Raw genomic sequence first — 24,689 nt, 5'->3', positions numbered from 1 at the left:
AAGAAATAAAATTTAATAGATCATTAAAAAAATAAGCACCACAAGCCAAGCTTATAGCGCTTATTTTCAGTTAAACTAAATTTTATTTTACATCAATTTCTCTAACTTTTCAGTCAATTGCTCTTTCGGTACCACGCCTACCACTTTGTCTACAATTTCGCCATTTTTGAAGAAAAGAATGGTTGGGATATTTCGGATACCATATTTAGCAGCCGTATCTGGGTTATTATCTACATCCACTTTTCCTACTACGGCTTTTCCGTCATATTCTTGGCTGATTTCGTCTACGATAGGCCCTACCATACGGCAAGGTCCGCACCAAGCTGCCCAAAAATCAAGCATTACAGGCTGATCTGATTGTAATGTTTCTTCAATGTTTGAATCTTTAATTTCTAATGCCATAAGTTTAAATTTTTTTTCAAAAAATTAATATTCTATATTATTTTAATTATTTATTATTATAAAAGCTAATTTAAAAATTTATTAAGCCTTATAAAATTTACTATAAGGAGTCTCAAGTTTTGAGCCAAAATTATTTTTTAAGCCTTTAAAAAAATAATGAGACTATCAATTTAATTTATAATTATCAATTTCATATCTCTTTAGCTCATCGATTAAATCTTTGGTAATGCTAATGCTAAATTTTCTGCTTTGTGAGGCAAAAACGTTTTGCGTTTTTTCGTCTCTTAGGTTTAGGAATAAATTTTTATCTCCTCCGTTATTCTGAATGATTTTTAGTAAATTTTTGATTAACTCTTCATTAATTTCATTAATTTCAAAGTGAAATTCAATGGACTTAGCTCTTTTTTCTATCAAATCATCTAGCAAATCAATGCTTTTGATGTTGGTGTAAATACGTTTGCTAAATTTATTTTCGTTCACGTGAAGTTGTAATAGAACAAACTGATTGGGTTCTAAGAAGTGCCTCAAGCGCAGATATTCTTCACCAAACAGCATAAACTCAAAGCTATCGGTGTAATCTTCCAGTATAAATTTCCCGAATTCCTTTCCATTTTTAGCGGAAACCAAATGTTGCACTTCTGTTACCAGCCCACCTACGGTGAATGTTTTATCAATCATTTCTTTTTGTCTTTCTTTTAGCGTAATCAGATCAATGTTTTTGTAATGATTTAGCTCTACTTGAAAGCGGTCTAATGGGTGAGAAGAGATGTAAATTCCCACCACTTCTTTTTCTTTATTGAGCTGGTACATAATGGGCCAAGCTGGGCAATCTAAAATCATTGGTTTCTGCATTTCGACTTCCATATCTGCAACGTCAAATAATGAAATTTGATTCTCGTTGCCCTCATCGCTGGCAGCATTACCGTATTTGATGATTTTCTCTAGATTGGTTACACCTTCATGATCTTCAAAGAAATACTGTGCACGGTGGTATTGGTCTAACTCATCAAATGCACCAGCGTAAATTAAATTTTCTAAAGTTTTTTTATTGCATACACGCTGGTCTATCCGCTCAATGAAATCAAAAACATTAGTAAATTTCCCATTCTCGTTTCTCTCTTGTATGATGCTCTCTACTGCGGCGCTGCCAACGCCTTTGATGGCTCCTAGACCAAACCGAACGGCACCATTTTTATTTACGGTAAAATCATATGAACTCTCATTCACATCAGGGCTCAGTACGGGGACGTCCATTCGCTTGCATTCTTGCATGAAGTTGGTTATTTCCTTGATGTCTTTCATATTATTGCTTAGCACAGCGGCCATAAACTCGGCTGGATGGTGTGCTTTTAAATAAGCGGTTTGAAAAGCGACGTAGGCGTAACAGGTGGAGTGAGATTTGTTGAATGCATATTGAGCGAAAGCTTTCCAGTCTTCCCATATTTTTTTTAAAACATTTTCTGGGTGCCCGTTGCCTATGGCGTTTTGAATGAATTTACCTTCCATTTTAGCCAAAGTATCCATTTGTTTTTTTCCCATTGCTTTTCTCAGCACATCGGCTTCTCCTTTGGTGAAATTTGCTAACTTCTGAGAAAGTAACATCACTTGCTCTTGATAAACGGTAATGCCATAAGTTTCAGCTAAATATTCTTCCATCTCGGGCAAATCATAGCTGATTTCTTCTATCCCGTGTTTTCGGTCGATAAAATTGGGAATGTAGGCGAGGGGGCCGGGGCGATAAAGTGCATTCATCGCAATCAAATCATCAAATTTATCTGGCTTTAAATCTTTAAGATGTTTTTGCATTCCAGGGGATTCGTATTGGAATATACCAACGGTTTTCCCTTTCTGAAATATTTCTTGATAAGTCAAGGGGTCTTCCAAGGGGAAATCATCTGGGATGAGTTCTATTTCTTTTGTTTTTTTCACTAAATTCACAGCATCTTTGATTATACTCAAAGTCTTAAGCCCTAAAAAATCCATTTTTAGTAATCCAGCGTTTTCTACCACAGAATTATCAAACTGCGTTACCGCCATATCGCTATCTTTAGCTATAGCTACAGGTATCAGTTCCTTAATATCCTTGGGGGTGATAATAACTCCGCAGGCGTGCACACCTGTGTTTCTTATGCTACCTTCTATTACCTTTGCTTGCTGTATGGTTGTTGCTTCTAGGTCGTCTCTTTTAGAAATTTCTAGAATATCTTGTAAATCCTTCAGTTCATCTCCATTGAATTTTTCACTGAGAGATTTATCATCCATTTTAAACAGCTTATTCAATTTTGTATGTACTTTTTTCGCAATTTTATTGCTATCAGCCAGCGGTAAATCTAAAACTCTTGCGGTGTCTCGTATGGCGGATTTCCCTGCCATAGTGCCGTAAGTAATGATTTGCGCAACTTGGTCTTTACCATATTTATTAATCACCCAACGGATGATCTCATCTCGCCCGCGGTCATCAAAATCAATATCAATATCGGGCAAAGAAACACGCTCGGGGTTTAAGAATCGCTCAAAAAGCAAATCATATTTGATGGGGTCTATATTAGTAATCCCGATGCAATACGCCACCGCAGAACCAGCCGCAGAACCACGCCCTGGGCCTACAGAAACCCCCATTTTCCTAGCTTGTGAAGTGAAATCCTGAACAATTAAAAAATAGCCAGGATAGCCCGTGTTTGCAATCGTTTCTAATTCAAAGTCCAATCGATTTTGGATTTCTTCAGTAATGATTCCGTAGCGTTTTTTTGCCCCTTCATAAGTCAAGTGCTTTAGGTAAGCATTCTCGCCCCTCACGCCATCATCTTGCAAATCTTCTTCTACTTCAAACTCCTTTGGGATTTTAAATTTAGGAAGTAAAACGTCTTGTTTTAAATCATAAAATTCAAATTTTTTCACAAAATCCTTTAAATTCTGAATGGCTTCAGGAATATCTTCAAAGAGATGTTCCATCTGCGAGGCTGTTTTGAAGTAAAACTCATCATTAGGGAAGCCAAAACGGTAGCCGCGCCCACGCCCGATGGGCGTATCAACTTTCTCCCCATCACGTACGCACAGTAAAATATCATGCGCTTTAGCATCTGATTGATTGATGTAGTAAGTATTATTTTGCGCCAAAATCTTGACGTTGTATTTTCTAGCAAACTTGATGAGAATTTCATTCACATGATTCTCCTCTGGCAAACCATGGCGAATTAATTCCACATAAAAATCTTCGCCAAAATGCTCTTTCCACCAAAGGAAAGCTTCCTCAGCATTTTTTTCACCCACGTTCAGAATAATGTCAGGAATTTCCGAAGAAATAGAACCTGTCGTAGCAATTAAATTTTCTTTATACTTTAAGATAACTTCCTTGCTCACTCGGGGAAACCCTGCATAGTAACCATCAATGTAGCCGATAGATGAAATTTTACTCAAATTATGATAACCCGCCTTGTTCTTTGCCAATAAAACCTGCGTATGCCTGCGGTCGGGGTTATCTTTGGTAAATTTATGCTGTCGATAGCGTTCACTTACGTAAACTTCACAGCCAATAATTGGCGTTATTACATCCTTTTTATCCCTTATTGCCTGCACAAAATGGAAAGCTCCCATAAGATTTCCCATATCGGTAATTCCCACAGCAGGCATTTCTAGTTCTACAGCTTTTTTGATGAGGTTCTCAACAGTCGTAGTTGCCGAAAGAATAGAGAATGAACTATGATTATGAAAGTGAAAATATGGTGAATTTTTCACAATTTCAACTTCATTTTTATCTTTTATTTTTTGGCTCTCAGCCCAGGCTAGGGCAGCTTCCTTTTCTGCAATTTGTTGCCCGACATCGATAGGATAGGGGGCTATAACGGAAGGAAATAAATTTTTAAAGGCTTTAAAATTTTCTGCCGAAAAACGTGCTTGTGCAGAAGAAATGACGCCGAGCCTTACTAATTCAAAAAAGCTACGAGCTGTGGCATTAACATCCGCTGCGGCATTATGTGCCTCATCAAAGAAATGGCCAAATAACCGCTGGTGAAGTTCTCCCAATTTGGGGAATTTAAACTTCCCGCCCCGCCCGCCAGGTAGGGCACAATACTCAGTAGAGGCTCTCGCCGTGTCTAGCGTGGGAGCAGCCGTCAACTTCTCAAAATCCATGCCTTCACGGTGCATTTCTGCTCCTACGATAGAAATATCAAATTGAATGTTGTGCCCAATGATAAGTGTGTTTTCTAAATCAAAACTGCCGAAAAATTTCTGTAGAACGACACTAAGAGCCAGCCCCTTCTCGTGAGCAATCTCATTGGTAATCCCGTGAATTTGAATCGCATTGAAGGGAATATCAAAACCATCAGGTTTTACAATCAAATTATGATTTTCAATCAATTCGCCTTTCTCGTTGTGGAGCTGCCAAGCCAGCTGAACTAAACGTGGCCAATTATCACTATCAGAGAGTGGTGCGTCAAAATTTGCAGGAATCCCTGTGGTTTCTGTATCGTAAATGAGGTAGTACATGAAGTGAAATTAAACAAAAATCTATAAAAGAAAAATTTGCTTAGTTCAAAATTTTTTAAGCCTTAGAAAAAATCAATCATAAGTCATGATTTTTTTTTCAAACCTGTGCATAGGCTTGATTGTAAAAAAAGTGAAACGAATATGTTTTCTCGGTATTTTAATCCTTGAGAAGTAGCCATTATTGATAGATGTTTAGTTTTTTTCGAAAAGAAAACTTTGAGTGGTTTGGAGAAAATGATTATAGAATTTACCCACAACACAAAAACACCCCCTATAATAAATTACTATGTTAAAAAATTAGTATTTCTTTATATTATATTATATTATATTATATTATATTATATTTCAACTTTATTAAAATATTAATAATTTTAAAAAAAATTAATGTAACGATGTGTTTTTAGATTAACATAAAATCGGAAATTAAGAACTATATTTGCAGTTGAAGATTATTATCTATTGAATAATAATTTCAATTTTGTAAATAGTAGCTTATTTAACGAAAATTGGGGCGGTTCATCATTTAATGTCATCAAAAATTAAATAGTATAAATAATAAAAATTAAATAGTATAAAAACAAAAACATATGAATTTAAAAAAATTAGTTAGCGCAAGTGTCGTTCTTTTTTCGGTAGCATTTAGCTTTGGGCAAGAGCAGTCTTTACAATCTTTGGGTAAGGTTTCAGCAAATTTAACCTCTTTATCTATTGACTATCAGTTCCCTATTTCAGAATCTTGGGTTATGGAGCCAAAAGTTGGGATTGCCCCAGCACATCAGATTTCAGATGGGAAAATGGAACTTAGCTACAAGTACAATTCAATCTTCGTTGCTAATGAATTTCGCTATTTGTACAGTTTTGCTAAACGTGCAAAATTAGGGCGAGACACAAAGTTGAACAGTGCGTCTTATCTTGGGCTGAAAACGAGATACAATTTCGGTGCTTTTAATAATGAGCGTAATACGTCTTATGGCAACACATTGAACTTAGCTGGAGTGTGGGGATTGCAGCGAAATTTAGACAGTAATTTCCTGTTCAACTTCCATGCAGGTTTGGGTTGGGTAAGAGACTTTGACTTCAAAAAATCAGCCGTATACCCAGAACTTGGTATTGGATTCTCTTATGTTTTATTTAAATAAAAATTTGTTGAGATTCTAAGATCATCAAAATGTGGCGAAATCATAAGTTTCGTCACATTTTTTATAAGCCTTAGTTTTTTTTGAAAAGAAAACTTTGAGTGGTTTGAAGAAAATGATTATAGAATTTACCCACAACACAAAAACACCCCCTATAATAAATAAATATTACTATGTTAAAAAATTAGCATTTCTTTATATTATATTATACTTCAACTTTATTAAAATATTAATAATTTTTAAAAAAATTAATGTAACGATGTATTTTTAGATTAACATAAAATAACGACTTTTGCTGGAGATTTAATTAATATAATGTGAAATTAAAATTCAGAAATGAAAATGGAGTTAATTTAAATTGAACAAATAACATAAAAACAAAAACATATGAATTTAAAAAAATTAGTTAGTGCAAGTGTCATTCTTTTTTCAGTAGCTTTCAGCTTTGGGCAAGAGCAGTCTTTACAATCTTTGGGTAAGGTTTCAGCAAATTTAACCTCTTTATCTATTGACTATCAGTTCCCTATTTCAGAATCTTGGGTTATGGAGCCAAAAGTTGGGATTGCCCCAGCACATCAGATTTCAGATGGGAAAATGGAACTTAGCTACAAGTACAATTCAATCTTCGTTGCTAATGAATTTCGCTATTTGTACAGTTTTGCTAAACGTGCAAAATTAGGGCGAGACACAAAGTTGAACAGTGCGTCTTATCTTGGGCTGAAAACGAGATACAATTTCGGTGCTTTTAATAATGAGCGTAATACGTCTTATGGCAACACATTGAACTTAGCTGGAGTGTGGGGATTGCAGCGAAATTTAGACAGTAATTTCCTGTTCAACTTCCATGCAGGTTTGGGTTGGGTAAGAGACTTTGACTTCAAAAAATCAGCCGTATACCCAGAACTTGGTATTGGATTCTCTTATGTTTTATTTAAATAAAAATTTGTTGAGATTCTAAGATCATCAAAATGTGGCGAAATCATAAGTTTCGTCACATTTTTTATAAGCCTTAGTTTTTTTTGAAAAGAAAACTTTGAGTGGTTTGAAGAAAATGATTATAGAATTTACCCACAACACAAAAACACCCCCTATAATAAATAAATATTACTATGTTAAAAAATTAGCATTTCTTTATATTATATTATACTTCAACTTTATTAAAATATTAATAATTTTTAAAAAAATTAATGTAACGATGTATTTTTAGATTAACATAAAATAACGACTTTTGCTGGAGATTTAATTAATATAATGTGAAATTAAAATTCAGAAATGAAAATGGAGTTAATTTAAATTGAACAAATAACATAAAAACAAAAACATATGAATTTAAAAAAATTAATTAGTGCAAGTGTCGTTCTTTTTTCGGTAGCATTTAGCTTTGGGCAAGAGCAGTCTTTACAATCTTTGGGTAAAGTTTCAGTAAATTTAACCTCTTTATCTATTGACTATCAGTTCCCTATTTCAGAATCTTGGGTTATGGAGCCAAAAGTTGGGATTGCCCCAGCACATCAGGTTTCTTCAGATGGGAATATGATACCTAGCATCCTGTACTCAATCTTCATTGCTAATGAATTTCGCTATTTGTACAGTTTTGCTAAACGTGTAAAATTAGGGCGAGACACAAAGTTGAACAGTGCGTCTTATTTTGGGCTGAAAACGAGATACAATTTCGATACTTTTAATACGTCTTATGGCAACACATTGAGCTTAGCTGGAGTGTGGGGATTGCAGCGAAATTTAGACAGTAATTTCCTGTTCAACTTCCATGCAGGTTTGGGTTTGGTAAGAGACTTTGACTTCAAAAAATCAGCCGTATACCCAGAATTCGGTATTGGGTTCTCTTATGTTTTATTTAAATAAAAATTTGTCGAGATTCTAAGATCATCAAAATGTGGCGAAATCATAAATTTCGTCACATTTTTTATAAGTTTTAGTTTTTTTTGAAAAGATTTTTTAAAGCCTTCAAAAAAATTTAATGAATAAATCGAACGGCTTTCACAAATCTTTTTTTCCAGTATTCGGTTTCTAAACTTGAAACGATGACGCCGCGAGAGGAGGAGGCGTGCACAAAGAAGATTTCGCCGTTTTTGATGCGGTCTACAATCCCAGCGTGGCTGATGTCCCCGCCACTGGTATCAAAAAATAAGGCATCTCCAGGCTGAACATTTTGTAGGCGAATCTTTATTCCATATTTTGCTTGTTCTCGAGAAACTCTCGGTAATTCGATATTAATTTCTTTGTATGAATTCCATAGCAGCCCAGAGCAATCCATACCGCTGCTGGTTGTGCCGCCGTAGCGATAGGGTGTCCCCAAGAAGCTGTTGGCTTTTTCTAAGACCGCTTTTGAGCGACTATTGACGGAATTATTAACATTTGTTTTGATGTGGGTAGTGGTTTTCTTCCCTCTTCGGCCAGTTTTCACCACGCCGCAAGATTCTACTAAATGGAAGCTAAAAACGAAGACTAAGAAGATACCTGCTTTTTTAAAATTCATAAAATCACCATCCAAAAATCGCTCACGAAGATAATCAATTTTTGTTGGGGAGGGGTATAATTGGGTATAATTTTTTGATGAGTTACATTTTCCATCAACTTCAAAATTATATTCATATTACCTTCATCATTGAATATAATTTTAAGAAATATTTTAAGACTGGGCAAGATAGAAAAATTATAAAAAAAGATGCCTTGAGATTTATAAAAAATATCAAAGCATCGATTTAGGAAATTATTAAGCTTTTAAAAAAAAATTAAACTTTCATAATTTCAGCTTCTTTTTTAGTAAAGAGCTCTTCAGCAATTTTGATGTATTTATCGGTCAATTCCTGAACGTTTGCTTCTAAACTTTTTTGTAAATCTTCAGAATCATCAGATTTCTTGATGCTGTTATTAGCTTCTTTTCTCCAATTTCTGATGCTGACTTTCGCATTTTCTAGTTCAGTTTTAGTTTGTTTCACCAAATCTTTTCTTCGTTCCTCGGTCAGTGGTGGCACGCTGATAATGACTGCGTTGCCATTATTAGAAGGATTGAAACCTAAATTAGCCTCCATGATGGCCTTTTCAATCGGCTGAATCATCGTTGCTTCCCATGGCTGAACGTTTAATGTCATCGCATCAGGAGCACTCACATTGGCAACTTGAGAAAGGGGCGTTGGTGAACCATAATAATCAACCATTACATTCCCTAGCATATTTGGGTTGGCGCGCCCTGCGCGAATTTGTGTAAAAGCTTTTTCTAAATGCTTTACGGAATCTTGCATTCCCGTTTCCGTGTTTTTTATAATATTTGTTGTGTCCATAATAATTTGATTATTAGCTAACTAAAGTTCCTATATCTTTTCCTTCTATAATTTCTCTTAAATTTCCTGGCGTATTCATATCAAAGACAATAATGGGCAATTGATTCTCTTCACTCAATGTAAAAGCAGTCATATCCATGACTTTCAATCCTTTAGAGTAAACATCTTTAAAGCTGATATTCGTAAATTTTTCAGCATTTTTATCTTTCTCAGGATCAGCTGAATAAATTCCATCTACACGAGTTCCCTTCAAGATCACATCCGCTTCGATTTCAATAGCACGCAAAACCGCTGCAGAATCTGTGGTGAAATAGGGATTCCCCAAACCTCCACTGAAGATAACAACTCTTTTCTTCTCCAGATGTCGAATCGCACGACGGCGAATATAAGTTTCAGCAATTTGCTTGATTTCAATTGCCGTTTGCAAACGAACGTCTAAACCTTCATCTTCCAAGCCTTGCTGCAGAGCCATACCATTTATAACAGTAGCTAGCATCCCCATGTAGTCACCCTGCACACGGTCAATGCCATTGGCAGCACCACTAATGCCACGGAAGATGTTTCCACCGCCAATCACAATAGCAACCTCACAGCCTTTATCCACAATTTCCTTAATTTGTTGAGAATAAGATATGATTTGTTTGGGGTCAATGCCATATTGTTTTTCGCCCATCAATGCCTCACCACTTAATTTAAGTAAAACGCGCTGATATTTCATTTTTTTATTTTGTAACAAAGATAGTGTAAATTAAAAGTTTTAAAAAATGATTCTTAAAACGTATTTAAATTTTATTTTTTTAAAATTTCTAAAGGCTTAAAAAATATTTCGAAAAATTTTAAAAAGCCTCTTGAGATGAAAAAAATGAAATTCAATCATCTATTATTTTGTCAAATTCAAAACAAGATTTATATTTGAATTCTGAATGGGAAAAAAATTAAATACAAATTGGTGGTGGTTCAGTTCTGATTTATCGGTGCTGTAATGACCTTATGAATTAAATAACACAAAAGCTCCGATAATTTTAGAATTATTGGAGCTTTTTTTTATGATTTAAAAATTAAAAATGGGAGAAAAATTTAGTACAAAAAAGTACAAAATTCCTGCAGATTTATTTACACCAGTGAGTATATACCTGCGTTTAAGAGATTTGTACCGAGAAACCATATTGCTGGAAAGTACCGATAAAACCGATGCGGAAAATAGCAAATCAATCATTGCCATAAATCCTATCGCGGGAATGGAAATTTCAGCAAACAAGGAGGTGGAAATTAAACTTCCCCTTCAGCCAATCAAAAATATTGAAAATTCAAATCCAGTAGAATTGTTTGAACTTTTTCAGCAAGAAATTCAGTTTGAAAATGAATGTTCAGCATTGAGCTTAGCTCAGGGGATGTACGGCTATACGGGCTACGATGCAGCACAAATTTTTGAAGGCTTAGAATTTTCTCATCAACCAAATACCCCGATTTTACGCTACAGATTTTATCAGTACGTTTTGGTGATAGACCATTTTCATGATGAATTGATTTTGCTTGAAAATCAGCATCCTAACTTGAATTCAGAAAAAATGAATATAATTTCTGCTATTCAGAATAAAGATGTTCCAGTTTATCCGTTCCGATTAGAAGGGGAGGAAAATACAGATATTTCAAATGAAAAATTCCTTCAAAATGTAAAAAAAGGCATTCAGCATTGTTTACGTGGAGATGTTTTTCAAGTTGTTTTGAGCCGGGCATTTTCACAAAGATTTCAAGGAGATGAATTTCAAGTTTATAGAGCTTTGAGAACTGTAAACCCCTCACCGTATTTATTTTATTTTGATTACACTGATTATAAAATTTTTGGTTCTAGCCCCGAGAGTCAAATTATTTTGAAAGATAATCAAGCCAAGCTTCACCCCATTGCTGGAACCTTTAGACGGACGGGCGATGATTCTAAAGATTTTGAGCGAGCAAAAGAACTTTTAACCGACCAAAAGGAAAATGCAGAACATACGATGTTAGTGGATTTGGCAAGAAATGATTTAAGTAAAGTGTGCAAAAATGTGAAGGTTTCTAAGTTGAAAGAAATCCAAATGTTTAGCCACGTGATTCATATGGTTAGTGAGGTGAGAGGCGAATTTATAGAAGAAAATCCATTTAAATTGATCGCCGCAACATTTCCGCAAGGCACATTGAGTGGAGCACCTAAACATCGTGCTTTGCAAATTATTGATGAAAATGAAAATTCAGCACGAGGTTACTACGGCGGATGCATTGGTTTTATTGGTTTTCGGGGTGAAATCAATCACGCAATCATCATTCGTTCATTTTTAAGCCAAAACAATCAGTTAAATTACCGTGCTGGAGCAGGCGTTGTGGCTAAGTCTTTGCCTGAGAGTGAGTTAAAAGAAGTGGAGCATAAACTGGGCGCATTGAAAACAGCTCTTCGCAAAGCAGAAAAATTTTAGATCATGAAGAAGATTTTATTATTAGATAATTACGATTCGTTTACGTATAATTTAGTTCAAATTTTAGAAGAATTAGTGGAGGAGGATCAGAAGATTGTAGTGAAGAAAAATGATGAAATTTCAGTAGAAGAAGTTTCAGTTTATGACAAAATTGTACTTTCACCTGGCCCAGGAATCCCGTCAGAATCAGGGATTTTGATAGAAACTATAAAAAAATATGCAGGGGAAAAACCAATTTTTGGTGTTTGCTTGGGATTGCAAGCCATTGTGGAGGCCTTTGGTGGTGAGTTGTTTAATTTAGAGAAAGTTCATCATGGAGTTCAGTCTAAATTAGAAATCAAAAAAGATTCAAAAATTTTCCAAGGCTTAGAAAATCCAATATTGATTGGGCGCTACCACAGCTGGGTAGCCAGTAAAAAGCATTTCCCTTCAGAATTAGACATCACGGGCGAGGATGAGAATGGTATCATTATGTCTATCGAAAATTCAGCAAAAAAAATCTATGCTGTGCAGTTTCACCCAGAAAGCATCATGACACCGCAAGGGAAGCAAATGATAAGAAATTGGTTATCAATCAATTAAAAATATTTAAGGCTTAAAAAATTATGAAAGACATTTTAGAATATTTATTTAAATACAATACGCTCAGTTATCAGGAGGCTAAATCTATCATGTTGCAAATCCCCAAAGGTATTTTCAACGATTATGAAATAACGAGTTTTGTCACCATTTTGATGATGAGAAGCATTACCATTGATGAGCTGAAAGGTTTAGCTGATGCTTTGCTAGAAATGGCAGTGGAAGTCGATTTAGAGACGCAAGATTTGGTGGATATTGTTGGTACGGGTGGCGATGGCAAAAACACATTCAATATCAGCACCTTATCTTGTTTTGTCGTGGCGGGAGCTGGGCAAAAAGTGGCTAAGCATGGAAATTACGGTTCTTCGTCTATTAGCGGTTCATCTAACGTGATGGAGTTTCTAGGCTATAAATTTACAGATAATCAAGAGCACCTAAAAAACCAACTGAGTGAAGCCAATATTTGCTTTCTACATGCGCCCAAATTCCATCCATCATTGAAGCTTGTCGCCCCGCTGAGAAAGCAATTGGGCTTTAGAACTTTTTTTAATATGCTTGGGCCATTGGTGAACCCTGCACGTCCTAAATTTTCACTGATTGGCGTTTACAATACTGAAATGGGGCGGATTTATAACTACTTAATGCAGCAGAAAGAAAATAAATTCATGATTGTACATTCGCTAGATGGTTACGATGAGATTTCATTGACGAGCGAAAGCATGATAATAACCGAAAAAGGTATTGACTTATATAATCCAAATCAATTGCAAGCGTCTATCATTCAGCCTGAAGAAATCTATGGTGGCGATAGCAAAGAGGCTGCCGCAGAATTGTTTTTGAAGATAATTTCAGGGCAAGGTTCGCCCGCTCAGAACGCTGTTGTCATCACCAATGCAGCTTTAGCATTGCAAAATACAGGGAAATTTGAAGATTTTTCCTCAGCCAAAAAAGCAGCAGAAGAAAGCCTCTTGAATGGTAAGGCACACGATTGTTTAAAGAAATTAATTGCCGCAAATCATGATTGATATTTTAACTCAAATCATAGAACATAAAAAATTGGAGGTCTCTGCTAAGAAATCCCAAAAAAGTGTAGAAGAACTGATGGATAGTAAATATTTTCATCGTCAGAAATTAAGCCTAAAATATGCAGTAAAAAAATCCCCCAATGGGATTATTGCTGAATTTAAACGTAAATCACCATCCAAACAAAACATCAATATCAAAGCTGAAATAGATGAGATTTTACCGATTTATAAAAACTTTAATGTTGCGGGCATTTCAATCTTGACAGATGAGACATTTTTTGGTGGGACTCTACAAGATTTACGACAAGCCAAGAAATATAGTATCCCCTTGCTTCGCAAGGATTTCATCATAGACCCATACCAAATTTATGAAGCCAAATCCTATGGAGCTGATGCTATTTTGCTCATTGCAGCGATATTAGACAATTACGAAATCAAAGAATTTACAGCAATAGCTCACGATGTTGGATTAGAAGTTTTGCTGGAATTTCATGCAGGGGAAGATTTTTTAAAACGACCTAAAGAAATAGATTTGGTCGGCATCAACAATCGGAATTTAAAAAGCTTTGAAGTTGACTTTGAGCATGCTATCAAAATGAGAAGCGAACTGCCTGCTGATGCAGTTTGCGTGGCTGAAAGTGGAATTTCTTCTGCAGAAAATTTTTTAAGGCTTAAAAAAAATAATTTTCAAGGTTTTTTGATGGGTGAATTTTTCATGAAAAGTGAAAATCTAGCAAATACATTTCAGGAATTTATAAATCAAATAGATGAGGATTAAAGTTTGCGGACTTGGTCTAGAAACACAAATTAGAGCTTTGCAGGAAATGAATTTTGATTTCGCAGGATTTATTTTTTATAAAAAATCACCTCGGTATGTATTGAATTTTTTAGAATTGAAAGATTTGAAAAAATTTAATGAAATCAAAAAAGTAGGGGTTTTCGTGAATGAAAATCCAGAAGAAATTACCAAAATCTGTGAGGCAGCTCAGCTAGATTTGGTTCAACTGCACGGGAATGAAAGTTTAGAAGAAGTTGAGCAGTTAAATTCAATTTTACCCATCATCAAGGTAATTCATATGAGAGGGGAAAAAGAAGAAATTCAAGCAAAAATTGATGAGTATGAGAAGGCAGCAAGTTTTTTGCTATTTGAGACACCTTCGCAAGATTATGGCGGTAGCGGAAAAACCTTTGACTGGGCGATGATTGATGCCTTAAATTTTTCTAAACCTTATTTTTTGAGCGGAGGCTTGAGTCTAGAAAACATAGAAAATTTTAAAGGCTTAAAAAAAATACCTTATGCACTTGACGTGAATAGTCAATTTGAAATATCACCTGGACGTAAAAATTTAAACTTATTGAAAAAATTAAAAAATAAATGATGAAAAATCCTGATGAATTAGGCTACTATGGGGAATTTGGAGGAGCTTTTATTCCTGAGATGCTTTATCCCAATATTCAAGAATTACAAAGAAATTACCAATCTATTTTAGCTGACGAGAAGTTTGTTTGCCAGTATGAAGATTTGTTAAGAAATTACGTTGGGCGCCCGTCACCACTGTATTTTGCTCAAAATTTAAGCGAAAAAAAAGGTGCTAAAATTTACCTGAAAAGGGAGGATTTAAATCACACAGGCGCTCATAAAATCAATAATGCGATTGGTCAGGTTTTAATGGCAAAACATCTTGGCAAAACAAGAATCATTGCAGAGACTGGAGCTGGTCAGCACGGGGTTGCTACGGCAACGGCTTGCGCTTTGCTTCAATTGCCGTGCACCGTGTATATGGGCGAAGTGGATATCGAGCGTCAAAACCCAAATGTGCAGCGGATGAAAATGCTTGGAGCCACGGTGAGACCAGCTCAATCTGGCAGTAAAACGCTGAAAGATGCTGTGAACGAGGCCTTGCAAGATTGGGTGCAAAATGCCGAAGATACTTTTTATGTTTTGGGAAGTGCTGTAGGTCCTCATCCTTACCCAGATTTAGTAACGAGATTGCAACAAATTATAAGCAAAGAGGCTAAAAATCAGTATCGTAGCATAAGTGGGCGAGACTTGCCAACGCGCGTTATCGCTTGTTTAGGTGGGGGGAGCAATGCTGCGGGGATGTTTTACCACTTCATTGATGAAAAATCGGTGGAATTAATTGGAGTAGAAGCTGCTGGCTTGGGAATTAATTCAGGCAAAAGTGCTGCAACAATTCAGCTGGGGAAAATTGGCGTGCTGCATGGTAGTAAAAGTTTACTGATTCAGACCGAAGATGGGCAAGTAATAGAACCACATAGTATTTCCGCAGGTTTGGACTACCCAGGCATCGGGCCTTTGCATTCTTATTTAGCCACAAAAGGCCGCCTGAAAGTCTTGGGGTGCACTGATGATGAAGCCTTGGCTGCCGCTTATGAATTGACTAAAGTAGAGGGAATTTTACCTGCCTTGGAATCTGCACATGCCTTAGCTGCATTGAATCAATTGGCATTGAAAAAAGAAGATGAAATCATTGTTTGCTTGAGTGGGCGAGGGGATAAAGATTTAGCTACTTACATTAAAAATTTTGAAAAATGAGTAAATTAAATGTTTTTTTCACAGCAGGGTGCATTCCTGGGCTGGATATTTTAGAACTTCTGAAAACGGTGCAAACAGCAGGAGCTAATCGCGTGGAAATCGGCATGCCGTATAGTGACCCTATTGTAGATGGTCCCATTATTCAAGAAGCGAATAAAGTGGCTTTGGCAAACGGAATGAGTATTGAAAATTTATTAAAGGCTTTAAAAAATTTAAAAAATGAAGTGTCTATTCCAGTAAGTTTGATGGGGTACCTCAATCCTGTGATGCAATATGGCGTAGAAAAATTTGTGAAAGAAGCTAAATCTTGTGGCGTAGAAGGAATCATTATCCCAGATTTGCCAGCAGAATATTTTGAGAAAGAATATGCTGATTTGTTCAGAGAAAATGATTTGAAATTTACATTTATCATTACACCACAAACAACGCCAGAGAGAATCGATTATTTTCAATCGCTGAGCGATGGATTTTTATACGCAGTTTCAGATAATTCCATTACAGGTAAAAAATTAAATCAAAATAAAAGAGAAGAATATTTTAAGGCTTTAAAAAAATTGAAGTTAAAGAATGAGCTTTATATTGGCTTCGGTATCAGAGATAAAAGCGATTTTGATTACGTGACACAATTTGCAAACGGGGCGATCATCGGCACGGCATTTTTAGAAGCTTTACAAAAAGATGATAAAAATTATCTTACAACAGCTGAAAAATTCATAAAGGGAATAAAAGGGTTTTAAAAAAAAATAGTAAATTCATGGCTTAAATTATATTAATTAAGTTATGGAAAAAATAAAAGGATTAATTGTAGCTCCTTTTACCGCTTTTGGTAAAGATTTAGAGATTAATTTATCACCCATTTCAGATTATGCTAAAATGCTGAAAAAGAATGGTTTGAAAGGTGTTTTCATTAACGGATCTTCGGGTGAAGGCTATATGCTAAACGTAGACGAACGTAAAAAATTGGCAGAAGAATGGATGAAGTTTGCTGATGAAGATTTTAAAGTCATCGTACACGTTGGTAGCACAACGCTAAAGGATGCTGTAGAGTTGGCAAAGCATGCGCAGGAAATCAAAGCATTTGGTACAGGAGCCATGGCACCGCCGTTTCCTAAAATTGGTAGAATTCAAGAGCTTTTTGACTACTGCAAAGCCATTGCCGATGCTGCGCCAGAGATTCCTTTCTATTACTATCATATTCCAGTTTTCAATGGAGCATATTTGCCAATGTTGGATTTTCTGAAAAAAGTAAACGGAGAAATTCCCAATTTTGCTGGAATCAAGTATACTTATGAGAATTTATATGAATTTAATCAATGTTCGCTCTACGAAAACGGGAAATTCCAAATGCTGCACGGGCAAGATGAAACCTTGTTGGCAGGCTTAGCGTTGAGTGATGTGAAGGGTGGAATCAGCGGTACTGCAAATTATACAGGCAAAGGTTTGATAGAAGTTTTAAATTACTGGGAAAACAAGGATTTGAATCAAGCAAGAGCTGCCCAAAATTACAACCAAGCAGTCATTAATGTGATTGTAAAATATGGTGGAAACATCGTAGGAGGAAAAAGAATTATGAAGTTGATGGGCTTAGATTTGGGTAAAAATAGGATTCCTTTCAAAAATTTAACAGATGCGGAAGAGGCTCAACTTAAAAAAGATTTAGAAGAAATTGATTTCTTTAATCATTGCAATGAATTGTAAAGAATGAACAAGACAGAATACCTAAAAAATTGGAGAGAAAAATACCGTAAAGATTTAACAGAGAACATTTTACCATTTTGGCTAAATCACGGTATAGATAGGGAAAACGGCGGTGTGTATACTTGCCTCGACCGCGAAGGAGTAATTTATGACACGACTAAATCAGTTTGGTTTCAAGGGCGATTCGCTTACATTTTAGCCTTAGCTTATAATCAAATTGAAGCCAAAGAAGAGTACTTAGCAGCATCAAAATCTTGCATTGATTTTATTGAAAATTTTTGTTTTGATACAGATGGACGAATGTTTTTTGAAATCACAGCAGATGGGAAGCCGCTGCGCAAAAGGCGTTATATTTTTTCTGAGAGTTTTGCTGCAATTGCCATGAGTGAATATGCTTTGGCAAGTGGTGACAACACTTATGCTCAAAAAGCTTTTGATTTATTCAAAAAAATGCAATATTGGCTAGAAACTCCAGGAGAATTAGAATCAAAATTTACAGAAAATTTGAAAGCTAAAGGGCATTCCATCACGATGATAATGCTCAACTTGGCGGCACAAATTCGTAAAGCTTATCCGCACAAAGATTTAGATGAACAAATCCAAAAATCATATCAAGAAATTACAACAGATTTTATGAAGCCAGAGTTCAAAGCTGTTTTAGAAACAGTAGGAGAGGACGGCTCTTTTATCGACACAATGATGGGGCGTTTGATAAACCCTGGGCATGCAATAGAGACAGGCTGGTTTATACTAGAAGAAGCTAAATTTAGAAATGGTGATAAAGATTACATAGAAAATGCTGAAAAAATCATTAACTGGTCGTTTGATTGGGGTTGGGATAAAGACTTTGGCGGAATTCTAAACTTTGTAGATTGCAAAAACTACCCAGCGCAGGATTATGCTCACGATATGAAATTTTGGTGGCCGCAAACAGAAGCAATTATCGCTTATCTGTACTTGTATTTAGCCACGGGTAAAGACGAATATTTAGAAAAACACCAACAAATCAGTGACTGGACTTATCAACATTTTCCTGATAGAAATCACCCAGAGTGGTTTGGCTATTTGCACCGAGACGGTAGCGTATCTCAGCCTGCAAAAGGGAATTTGTTTAAAGGCCCTTTCCATATTCCAAGGATGATGATCAAAGGCGTTGAACTTTGTGACTTAATTTTAAAATCATGAATTTTTTTCTAAGCCTTAAAAAAAAATATAGTTTATTCTTAGCCGTTTTAATTTTTCAAATTATGAGTGCACAAAACATAAAGGAATTTCAATCAAATTTTCCTGATTCTAATTATCAAAAAGGTGTCTCGGGGCATTTTTCTGGGATTTTTAATGATACTTATTTAATGATGGCAGGTGGCTGTAATTTCCCAGATTTACCGCCCTCAGAAGGTGGGAAAAAAGAGTTTTACAAATCTATTTTTATAGCAAAAGATTTTGCTGAATCAAAAAAACTAAATTGGGAAAAAATTGGAGAGCTACCAGAAGAATTAGCTTATGGCTACGGCTTACAATTTGGGCGTTCTGTAATTATTTTAGGCGGAGAAAATGAACGAATACAAAGTAAAAAAGTTTTTGTTTTAAGTTTAGAAAATCAAAAAATTAAAATAGAAAATTGGCCAGATTTGCCCGAAACTTTGAATAATTTTACAGCTGTAATCGCCCAAGAATTCTTATACGTACTGGGAGGAAATAAGAACGGGAAAGCGTCTCATTCTTTCCTTCGGTTAAATTTAAATAAAATTCAGGCTGGTTGGGAAATTTTGCCAGATTTTCCTGGCAACCCGAGAACGCAAGCTGTAGCTTTTTCTGATGAAAAAAATATTTATTTGGCAGGCGGATTTGCTTTAGGATACGAAGAATTACCACCAAGTTTAAATACAGATTATTTAACATTCAATCTTGAAAATCAATCATGGGAGAATCCACAGCCGATTATGATAGATAGCGAAAAACTATCAGTCGGTGGAGGCTTTGCAGTAAATACTGATGCGGAGACAGCTTACGTTTCGGGAGGCGTCAATGCAGAAATATTTTTTAAGGCTTTAAAAAGAATTCATGAAACCAATTTACTATTAAAAAAAGAACCGAAATCACCAAAAATTGAAGAAAATCAAAAGCAAGGTAAAATTTATTTATCTCAAGAAGCATCTTGGTATCAATTCAACCCATATCTAATTAAATTTAAGAAAGGGGAAATAGCTGATTTTTATTTAAAAGATGACCGATTGAGACGTGCGGGAGCAAGTATGGTTTCTTTTGGAAATTCAATTTTTGTAATAATGGGTGAAATCAAGCCAGGCGTTAGAACGCCATCTATTCTTCATATAAAATTAAATCAATGAAAGCCTTGAGAGAAAAAAAATACTATCCGTGGTTGGTCGTTGCGCTTTTGTGGGGCGTTGCTTTGCTAAATTATATGGACCGCCAAATGCTGAGCACGATGAAGGAGGCAATGCAAGTGGACATAGTTGAGCTACAATCTGCCACCAATTTTGGTCGGCTCATGGCAATTTTTCTATGGATTTATGCTTTTATGAGTCCTGTGGCAGGCATGGTAGCAGATAGATTTAATCGTAAGTGGTTGATTGTATGTAGTTTATTTGTTTGGTCAGGAGTCACTTATCTCATGGGAATAGTCAGTGATTTTAATTTACTTTATTTGCTAAGAGCCGTGATGGGGGTGAGCGAGGCACTTTATATTCCAGCCGCATTGGCTTTGATTGCTGATTACCATTCAGATAGGACACGTTCATTAGCCATTGGGATTCACATGACAGGACTTTATACAGGGCAAGCCATTGGAGGGTTTGGTGCAACAGTGGCCGAAGCAACGAGTTGGCAGACGACTTTTCATTATTTTGGTTTGGTAGGTATAGCCTATGCAATTCTCTTAATTTTCTTTTTGTATGAAATTAAAAATCGAAATGTAGAGACAACAGAGGTAGTAAAAAGTGCAGAATTTCGTTTTGGCAATTTATTGAAACCGTTTGCTAATTTTAGTTTTTTCATTTTATTGCTATATTTTGCCATTCCTAGTTTGCCTGGTTGGGCTACAAAAAACTGGTTGCCAACTCTTTATGCTGAGAATTTAAACCTACCCATGGCAGAAGCTGGCCCCATTGCTACCATTACAATTGCAGTTTCGTCTTTTGTTGGCGTCATCATTGGTGGTATTTTATCGGACTGGTGGATTCACAGAAACATCAGAGGTCGCATCTATGTAGGTGTGATAGGTTTAGGCTTATTGATTCCAGCATTAATTTTATTAGGATTAGGAACAAATTTAGTCGCAATTGTTGGTGCAGGAGTCTTATTTGGTATTGGCTATGGAATGTTTGATGCCAATAATATGCCTATTGTTGTGCAAATCGTTTCAAAAAAATACCGCTCTACGGCCTACGGGATTTTAAATTTAGCAGGAATCATTGCTGGTGCTATGATAACGCAGATTCTAGGGCATTGGAAAGAGAATGATAGTTTAGGATTAGGTTTTGCTTATTTAGCTGTAGCTGTAGGGGTAGTTTTGCTCATACAATTATTCTTTATGAAACCAAAGTACAGAGATATGCCATAATTTTTTAAAAGTTAAAAATTATCAAAAGTTGAAAAACTTGCCTGAAATAAAAAAGACCTTAAATATAAGTTATTTTTAAGGTTAAAAAAAATTTTTAATACATTTTAAAATATTTTATATATTTGCAGAGAATTTTAAACTTAGAAAAATGAAAAAATTATTATTACCAATTCTTGCAGTTATTGCATTTTCTACTACATCTTGTGAGAAAAAAGAAAAAGCAGTAGTTGAAACTAACGTAGAAGTAGTTGATGGTGAAAACGTAGCAGAGGCTCAAGAAGATTTAAATGAAGAAGTAAAAGCTGCTCAAAGAGAATTATTAGAAGCTCAACAGCAATTGGATGAAGCTCAAGCAAGGGGTGAGCAAGTTTTGATTGATGAAGCTCAAGCTAAAATCAATGAGCTACAAACTAGAATCAAAGAAATCGAAGGGAGAGCGGGAGAAGCTATTCAATCAGTGAACGGAGCTGCTAGTACAGCTGATGATGCTTTAGAAACTACTCTAGACCAAGCTGAAGCTCAGTTAGATCATGTAAAAGATCAAGCAGAATCTGTAAAAGATGCAGTAAAATAATAAATCAAATTGAATTTATATTTTAAAACCTCCAAAAAATTTTTGGAGGTTTTTTTTATCTTTAAATTTTATATTCCATTTTATGAAAGATTGGTGTTTTAAATTGTATGATTTTCCTTTTGCACAGGGAAATGAAAATATTTTATTTTAAAGAATTAACCAAAAAGCAAAAATAGGTAAAAAAACGTAACTATCTATGAAGTAGTGAATTAATTATTTGTTTACCTCTAACTTGCCGACAGAGAATCACTGAAATTAGCCTTAAAAAGACAAAGTTGAGTTACTTATCCTTTAAGGGAAAAACCAAATGTAAAGGAATATACATCAAATTGCTTTAATTAACTTTAATGTAATTTAAATAAATTTGATTTTAATTTAAAGTAACGTTATATGTTAAGTTTAAAGTAGATTATATTTTGATTAAAAATTTTGATTAAAAATTAATTTTAAATTTTCAACTTCTGCTTCTAAGTCGTAGAGCTTATCGTACATGTCTGCGGGGTCTGGAAGATTGAACTGCATGGCTAACTTTACTTCCCATATTTCGCTGATGTCTTGCGGTTTTATGGTAAAATTAGGGAACTCTCTTCTATTATCTGATTTTGCGAAAATGTTGCCGTATTTCTGAATTCTATTTAAACATCTTTTTACTACAACGCCAACTTCTTTAGATACAATAACATAAATTCTACCATCTACCATATCTGTGGCCCAGTTTTCTACAAATTGCCCTACAACATAAGACTTGTCTAAAAGCGTTGGGTACATTGAATGACCATCAACCTCAAACATTCTGAAAATGCCGTTTCTGATACCTGGAAGGCTATATGAAGGGAGTTCTTTAATAAAATCTATATCATCATAACTACTAAGATAACCGGCAGCTGCTTTTACTGGCACCAAAACGACATTATCATCATTATTAGAATCTACAGTAACTACCTGTGGAACTTTATACTCTTGTTTGGTTTCTTCTGAAAAGGGTAACATTTTCTTTACATTTGGTTTGTTACCCTTTTTGTTACCCTTTGAAAGGGTAACATTTTCTTCACTTTTGGTTTCCCCTGCAAAGTGTGGCGTTTTTTTATACATTTGGTTTGTCACACTTTTTGTCACACTTTTTGTCACACTTTGAAAGTGTGACATTTTTTTTACATTTGGTTTGTCCCCTAAATTGTCCCCTAAATTGTCCCCAATTTTTTTGGGGACATTTTCTTCACTTTTGGTTTTTAAAACGTCTCCATCTCCTGTGAGTAGAAAATGTGGGTTTAGATTTATGCATTTTGCGTAAATCAAATCAATATCAAATGTATTTCTACTATACCAAGATGAAATGGTTTGAGGTTTTACACCTAAAAATTCAGCTAATTCAGTATTAGATGAAAAATCATACGCTTCCTTTATACTATTTAAAATCAGAGTTCTATCTATTTTTTTACTCATTTTGCGTAAAATTTATTTCTTTTTACTTTTAAGTTTATGCAAAATGCGTATATTTGCATAAATTAATAATGCAAAGGTATGTATAAAAATAAAACACTCGGAGAAAGATTGAGAGATAAATACCCCTCTTATTCAGAAATCGCTAAGAAACATAATACCAATATAGGCTATGTGAGTGATATAGCGAGGGGTGTGAGGAATCCTATACGTGGAAAAGGCCTGAGAATAAAAAAGGAATTAGAAAAATATGCTAACCAATAATACTTATAAAATGAAAAATCCAAACCAACCATGCAATGATGCTAATTCGTTGCGAAAATTAGTACAAAAAATTGTAAGAGTAGATAAAATTACGCACTGGCATTTATGCGGATTCCCTGTTAAAGAAACTTACATTATTTCTGTTTTTAATAAACCTTTCTATCAATTTGAAAAACAAATAAATCATGCCTAAAGAAACCCATAATACTCAGCCGATGACAAAGCACGAAGCGTTAGTCGCTGAATACTGCAAGAAGTTATTGGAAACAAATCATTTTAAAAACAAAAAAGAGGTGCAGTCACTAAAATAGAAAAAAACATCCAAAACATAAAGTTATGAAAATCAAAGAAACTACTATTTACAGAGACCATATTCTATTTGAGAATGAGAATGAGAGCGGCGTTTTCGTTGTGCGCGTTGACTTCAACAAGGACAACGTGGGGGTTCGAAGTACCGACAATGATAACGAGATAGTTGAAATATCTGAAGAAGAACGTAATGAGTGGCTGGAGAGGCGAGATGTGATTTTAGAAAAATATTTAAAGCTTGAAAAATTATACAATGAAATCATGTGTAGAGAAAATCAGATATATGAATTGGTAAGAGAATTCAAGTATAGTTTAGACTCAGAGAATAGCACAGACCAAAGTCTCATTTATGTTGCTGATAAGGTTTCTATTGATTATTCGGATTTAGAAAGAGAAACTTCTAAAATGCATATCGGGGTTTTACACGAGTATAAAAAGAGAAAAGAAAGAGAAAAATAATGGAAAAGTTAAAAAACTACCAAGGCATAATAAGAGAAGAAAACATCTTTATTGTATACTTTAAAGATGAAACGGAGTTAACTTTTGATGCTGCATATTTTGATGAAGAAGAGTTTGTAGTAGATAGGGGCTATGACGACGACGACCTTGCCTCGCTTTATGATGTTAGGATTAACGGACTTTATGTTTTCAAAGTTTTAGACAACAAAGGGAACGTCCTTGATAAAGAAACTCAAACAAAACTTTTTTCCTTATACGAAGACATTTTTTTAAAAATGATTACAGAAAATCTACATCAAATAAGAAGAAAATAAAATTAACAATTTCAATTCTTTTCATATCACTATCCATTTTTGGGTTGAATGCCATAAATATAGTGAAATATCCCGAGTGGAACACTCCAAAGTTCGAGTCTTTGGCGGG

25 protein-coding genes are annotated in these 24,689 nt (G+C 35.0%); 19 read left to right on the top strand and 6 right to left on the bottom strand.

Features of this window, described 5'->3' with window-relative positions; translation table 11 throughout:
* Nucleotides 1-87: 87 nt before the first annotated feature.
* Nucleotides 88-402, bottom strand: coding sequence for a thioredoxin (gene trxA / locus QOX03_RS05940; RefSeq protein WP_283670422.1), 315 nt, complete (start codon nt 400-402; stop codon nt 88-90).
* A 165-nt stretch (nt 403-567) separates the two neighbouring features.
* The gene (gene dnaE / locus QOX03_RS05935) at nt 568-4,890 is read right to left on the bottom strand and encodes a DNA polymerase III subunit alpha (protein WP_283670421.1); all 4,323 of its coding nucleotides are present in this window, start codon (nt 4,888-4,890) and stop codon (nt 568-570) included.
* Nucleotides 4,891-5,477: 587 nt separating this feature from the next.
* Between dnaE and QOX03_RS05930 the strand changes: the two genes are divergently transcribed.
* The 3 genes from QOX03_RS05930 to QOX03_RS05920 all read left to right on the top strand — a co-directional run bounded on the left by QOX03_RS05930 (nt 5,478) and on the right by QOX03_RS05920 (nt 7,889).
* On the top strand, nt 5,478-6,029 hold the full coding sequence (locus QOX03_RS05930) for a DUF3575 domain-containing protein (RefSeq protein WP_283670420.1): 552 nt from the start codon (nt 5,478-5,480) through the stop codon (nt 6,027-6,029).
* Nucleotides 6,030-6,413: 384 nt separating this feature from the next.
* Entirely contained in the window at nt 6,414-6,965 is a 552-nt protein-coding gene (locus QOX03_RS05925; protein ID WP_283670419.1) for a DUF3575 domain-containing protein, read from the top strand.
* A 384-nt stretch (nt 6,966-7,349) separates the two neighbouring features.
* Nucleotides 7,350-7,889: a hypothetical protein gene (locus QOX03_RS05920; protein WP_283670418.1), complete on the top strand. Its 540-nt coding sequence runs from the start codon at nt 7,350-7,352 to the stop codon at nt 7,887-7,889.
* 112 nt (nt 7,890-8,001) lie between these two features.
* On the opposite strand, the gene QOX03_RS05915 is transcribed toward QOX03_RS05920, so the two are convergent.
* The 3 genes from QOX03_RS05915 to pyrH form a co-directional block, all read right to left on the bottom strand.
* Nucleotides 8,002-8,523 carry a C40 family peptidase gene (locus QOX03_RS05915; RefSeq protein WP_283670417.1) on the bottom strand — a complete coding sequence of 174 codons (522 nt, stop codon included), beginning with the start codon at nt 8,521-8,523 and terminating at the stop codon, nt 8,002-8,004.
* 256 nt (nt 8,524-8,779) lie between these two features.
* Nucleotides 8,780-9,328 carry a ribosome recycling factor gene (gene frr / locus QOX03_RS05910; RefSeq protein ID WP_283670416.1) on the bottom strand — a complete coding sequence of 183 codons (549 nt, stop codon included), beginning with the start codon at nt 9,326-9,328 and terminating at the stop codon, nt 8,780-8,782.
* A 13-nt stretch (nt 9,329-9,341) separates the two neighbouring features.
* Complete coding sequence (gene pyrH, locus QOX03_RS05905) at nt 9,342-10,046, bottom strand: UMP kinase (protein ID WP_119058512.1); 705 nt, start codon at nt 10,044-10,046, stop codon at nt 9,342-9,344.
* Nucleotides 10,047-10,392: 346 nt separating this feature from the next.
* On the opposite strand from pyrH, the gene QOX03_RS05900 reads away from it, so the two are divergent.
* The 12 genes from QOX03_RS05900 (at nt 10,393) to QOX03_RS05845 (ending at nt 21,794) form a co-directional block, all read left to right on the top strand.
* Nucleotides 10,393-11,778, top strand: a complete 1,386-nt coding sequence (locus QOX03_RS05900) for an anthranilate synthase component I family protein (protein WP_283670415.1) — start codon at nt 10,393-10,395, stop codon at nt 11,776-11,778.
* Nucleotides 11,779-11,781: 3 nt separating this feature from the next.
* The gene (locus QOX03_RS05895) at nt 11,782-12,360 is read left to right on the top strand and encodes an anthranilate synthase component II (RefSeq protein WP_119058515.1); all 579 of its coding nucleotides are present in this window, start codon (nt 11,782-11,784) and stop codon (nt 12,358-12,360) included.
* A 23-nt stretch (nt 12,361-12,383) separates the two neighbouring features.
* Entirely contained in the window at nt 12,384-13,382 is a 999-nt protein-coding gene (trpD, locus tag QOX03_RS05890; RefSeq protein WP_119059781.1) for an anthranilate phosphoribosyltransferase, read from the top strand.
* Entirely contained in the window at nt 13,375-14,160 is a 786-nt protein-coding gene (gene trpC, locus QOX03_RS05885) for an indole-3-glycerol phosphate synthase TrpC (protein WP_353616885.1), read from the top strand. Before trpD ends, trpC begins: the two co-directional genes overlap by 8 nt.
* A complete protein-coding gene (locus tag QOX03_RS05880) occupies nt 14,150-14,761 on the top strand; it encodes a phosphoribosylanthranilate isomerase (RefSeq protein ID WP_283670414.1) in 612 nt (203 codons plus the stop codon). Before trpC ends, QOX03_RS05880 begins: the two co-directional genes overlap by 11 nt.
* Nucleotides 14,758-15,939 carry a tryptophan synthase subunit beta gene (trpB, locus tag QOX03_RS05875; protein WP_283670413.1) on the top strand — a complete coding sequence of 394 codons (1,182 nt, stop codon included), beginning with the start codon at nt 14,758-14,760 and terminating at the stop codon, nt 15,937-15,939. Before QOX03_RS05880 ends, trpB begins: the two co-directional genes overlap by 4 nt.
* Nucleotides 15,936-16,676, top strand: coding sequence for a tryptophan synthase subunit alpha (gene trpA / locus QOX03_RS05870; protein ID WP_283670412.1), 741 nt, complete (start codon nt 15,936-15,938; stop codon nt 16,674-16,676). Before trpB ends, trpA begins: the two co-directional genes overlap by 4 nt.
* Nucleotides 16,677-16,719: 43 nt before the next feature.
* On the top strand, nt 16,720-17,637 hold the full coding sequence (locus tag QOX03_RS05865) for a dihydrodipicolinate synthase family protein (RefSeq protein WP_283670411.1): 918 nt from the start codon (nt 16,720-16,722) through the stop codon (nt 17,635-17,637).
* Nucleotides 17,638-17,640: 3 nt separating this feature from the next.
* Entirely contained in the window at nt 17,641-18,822 is a 1,182-nt protein-coding gene (locus QOX03_RS05860) for an AGE family epimerase/isomerase (RefSeq protein WP_283670410.1), read from the top strand.
* Between the two features lie 62 nt (nt 18,823-18,884).
* Nucleotides 18,885-19,988: a cyclically-permuted mutarotase family protein gene (locus QOX03_RS05855; protein WP_283670409.1), complete on the top strand. Its 1,104-nt coding sequence runs from the start codon at nt 18,885-18,887 to the stop codon at nt 19,986-19,988.
* A 5-nt stretch (nt 19,989-19,993) separates the two neighbouring features.
* Nucleotides 19,994-21,220 (top strand): MFS transporter, encoded by a 1,227-nt coding sequence (locus tag QOX03_RS05850; RefSeq protein WP_283671743.1) that lies wholly within the window; start codon nt 19,994-19,996, stop codon nt 21,218-21,220.
* 148 nt (nt 21,221-21,368) lie between these two features.
* Nucleotides 21,369-21,794, top strand: a complete 426-nt coding sequence (locus QOX03_RS05845; protein WP_283670408.1) for a hypothetical protein — start codon at nt 21,369-21,371, stop codon at nt 21,792-21,794.
* Between the two features lie 420 nt (nt 21,795-22,214).
* On the opposite strand, the gene QOX03_RS05840 is transcribed toward QOX03_RS05845, so the two are convergent.
* Nucleotides 22,215-23,237, bottom strand: coding sequence for a LexA family transcriptional regulator (locus tag QOX03_RS05840; RefSeq protein ID WP_283670407.1), 1,023 nt, complete (start codon nt 23,235-23,237; stop codon nt 22,215-22,217).
* 78 nt (nt 23,238-23,315) lie between these two features.
* Here QOX03_RS05840 and QOX03_RS05835 point away from each other — a divergent pair, with 78 nt between their 5' ends.
* The 4 genes from QOX03_RS05835 to QOX03_RS05820 all read left to right on the top strand — a co-directional run bounded on the left by QOX03_RS05835 (nt 23,316) and on the right by QOX03_RS05820 (nt 24,580).
* Entirely contained in the window at nt 23,316-23,498 is a 183-nt protein-coding gene (locus QOX03_RS05835) for an XRE family transcriptional regulator (protein ID WP_283670406.1), read from the top strand.
* Nucleotides 23,485-23,691, top strand: coding sequence for a hypothetical protein (locus QOX03_RS05830; RefSeq protein WP_283670405.1), 207 nt, complete (start codon nt 23,485-23,487; stop codon nt 23,689-23,691). The genes QOX03_RS05835 and QOX03_RS05830 overlap by 14 nt, the downstream gene beginning before the upstream one ends.
* Nucleotides 23,692-23,834: 143 nt before the next feature.
* Complete coding sequence (locus QOX03_RS05825; RefSeq protein WP_283670404.1) at nt 23,835-24,266, top strand: hypothetical protein; 432 nt, start codon at nt 23,835-23,837, stop codon at nt 24,264-24,266.
* Nucleotides 24,266-24,580, top strand: a complete 315-nt coding sequence (locus QOX03_RS05820) for a hypothetical protein (protein ID WP_283670403.1) — start codon at nt 24,266-24,268, stop codon at nt 24,578-24,580. The genes QOX03_RS05825 and QOX03_RS05820 overlap by 1 nt, the downstream gene beginning before the upstream one ends.
* Nucleotides 24,581-24,689: the final 109 nt, after the last annotated feature.

The organism is Candidatus Ornithobacterium hominis (genome assembly GCF_951229915.1).
In the GTDB taxonomy this organism is placed as follows: Bacteria; Bacteroidota; Bacteroidia; order Flavobacteriales; family Weeksellaceae; genus Ornithobacterium; species Ornithobacterium hominis.
This window is presented reverse-complemented; position numbering and strand designations above follow the sequence as displayed.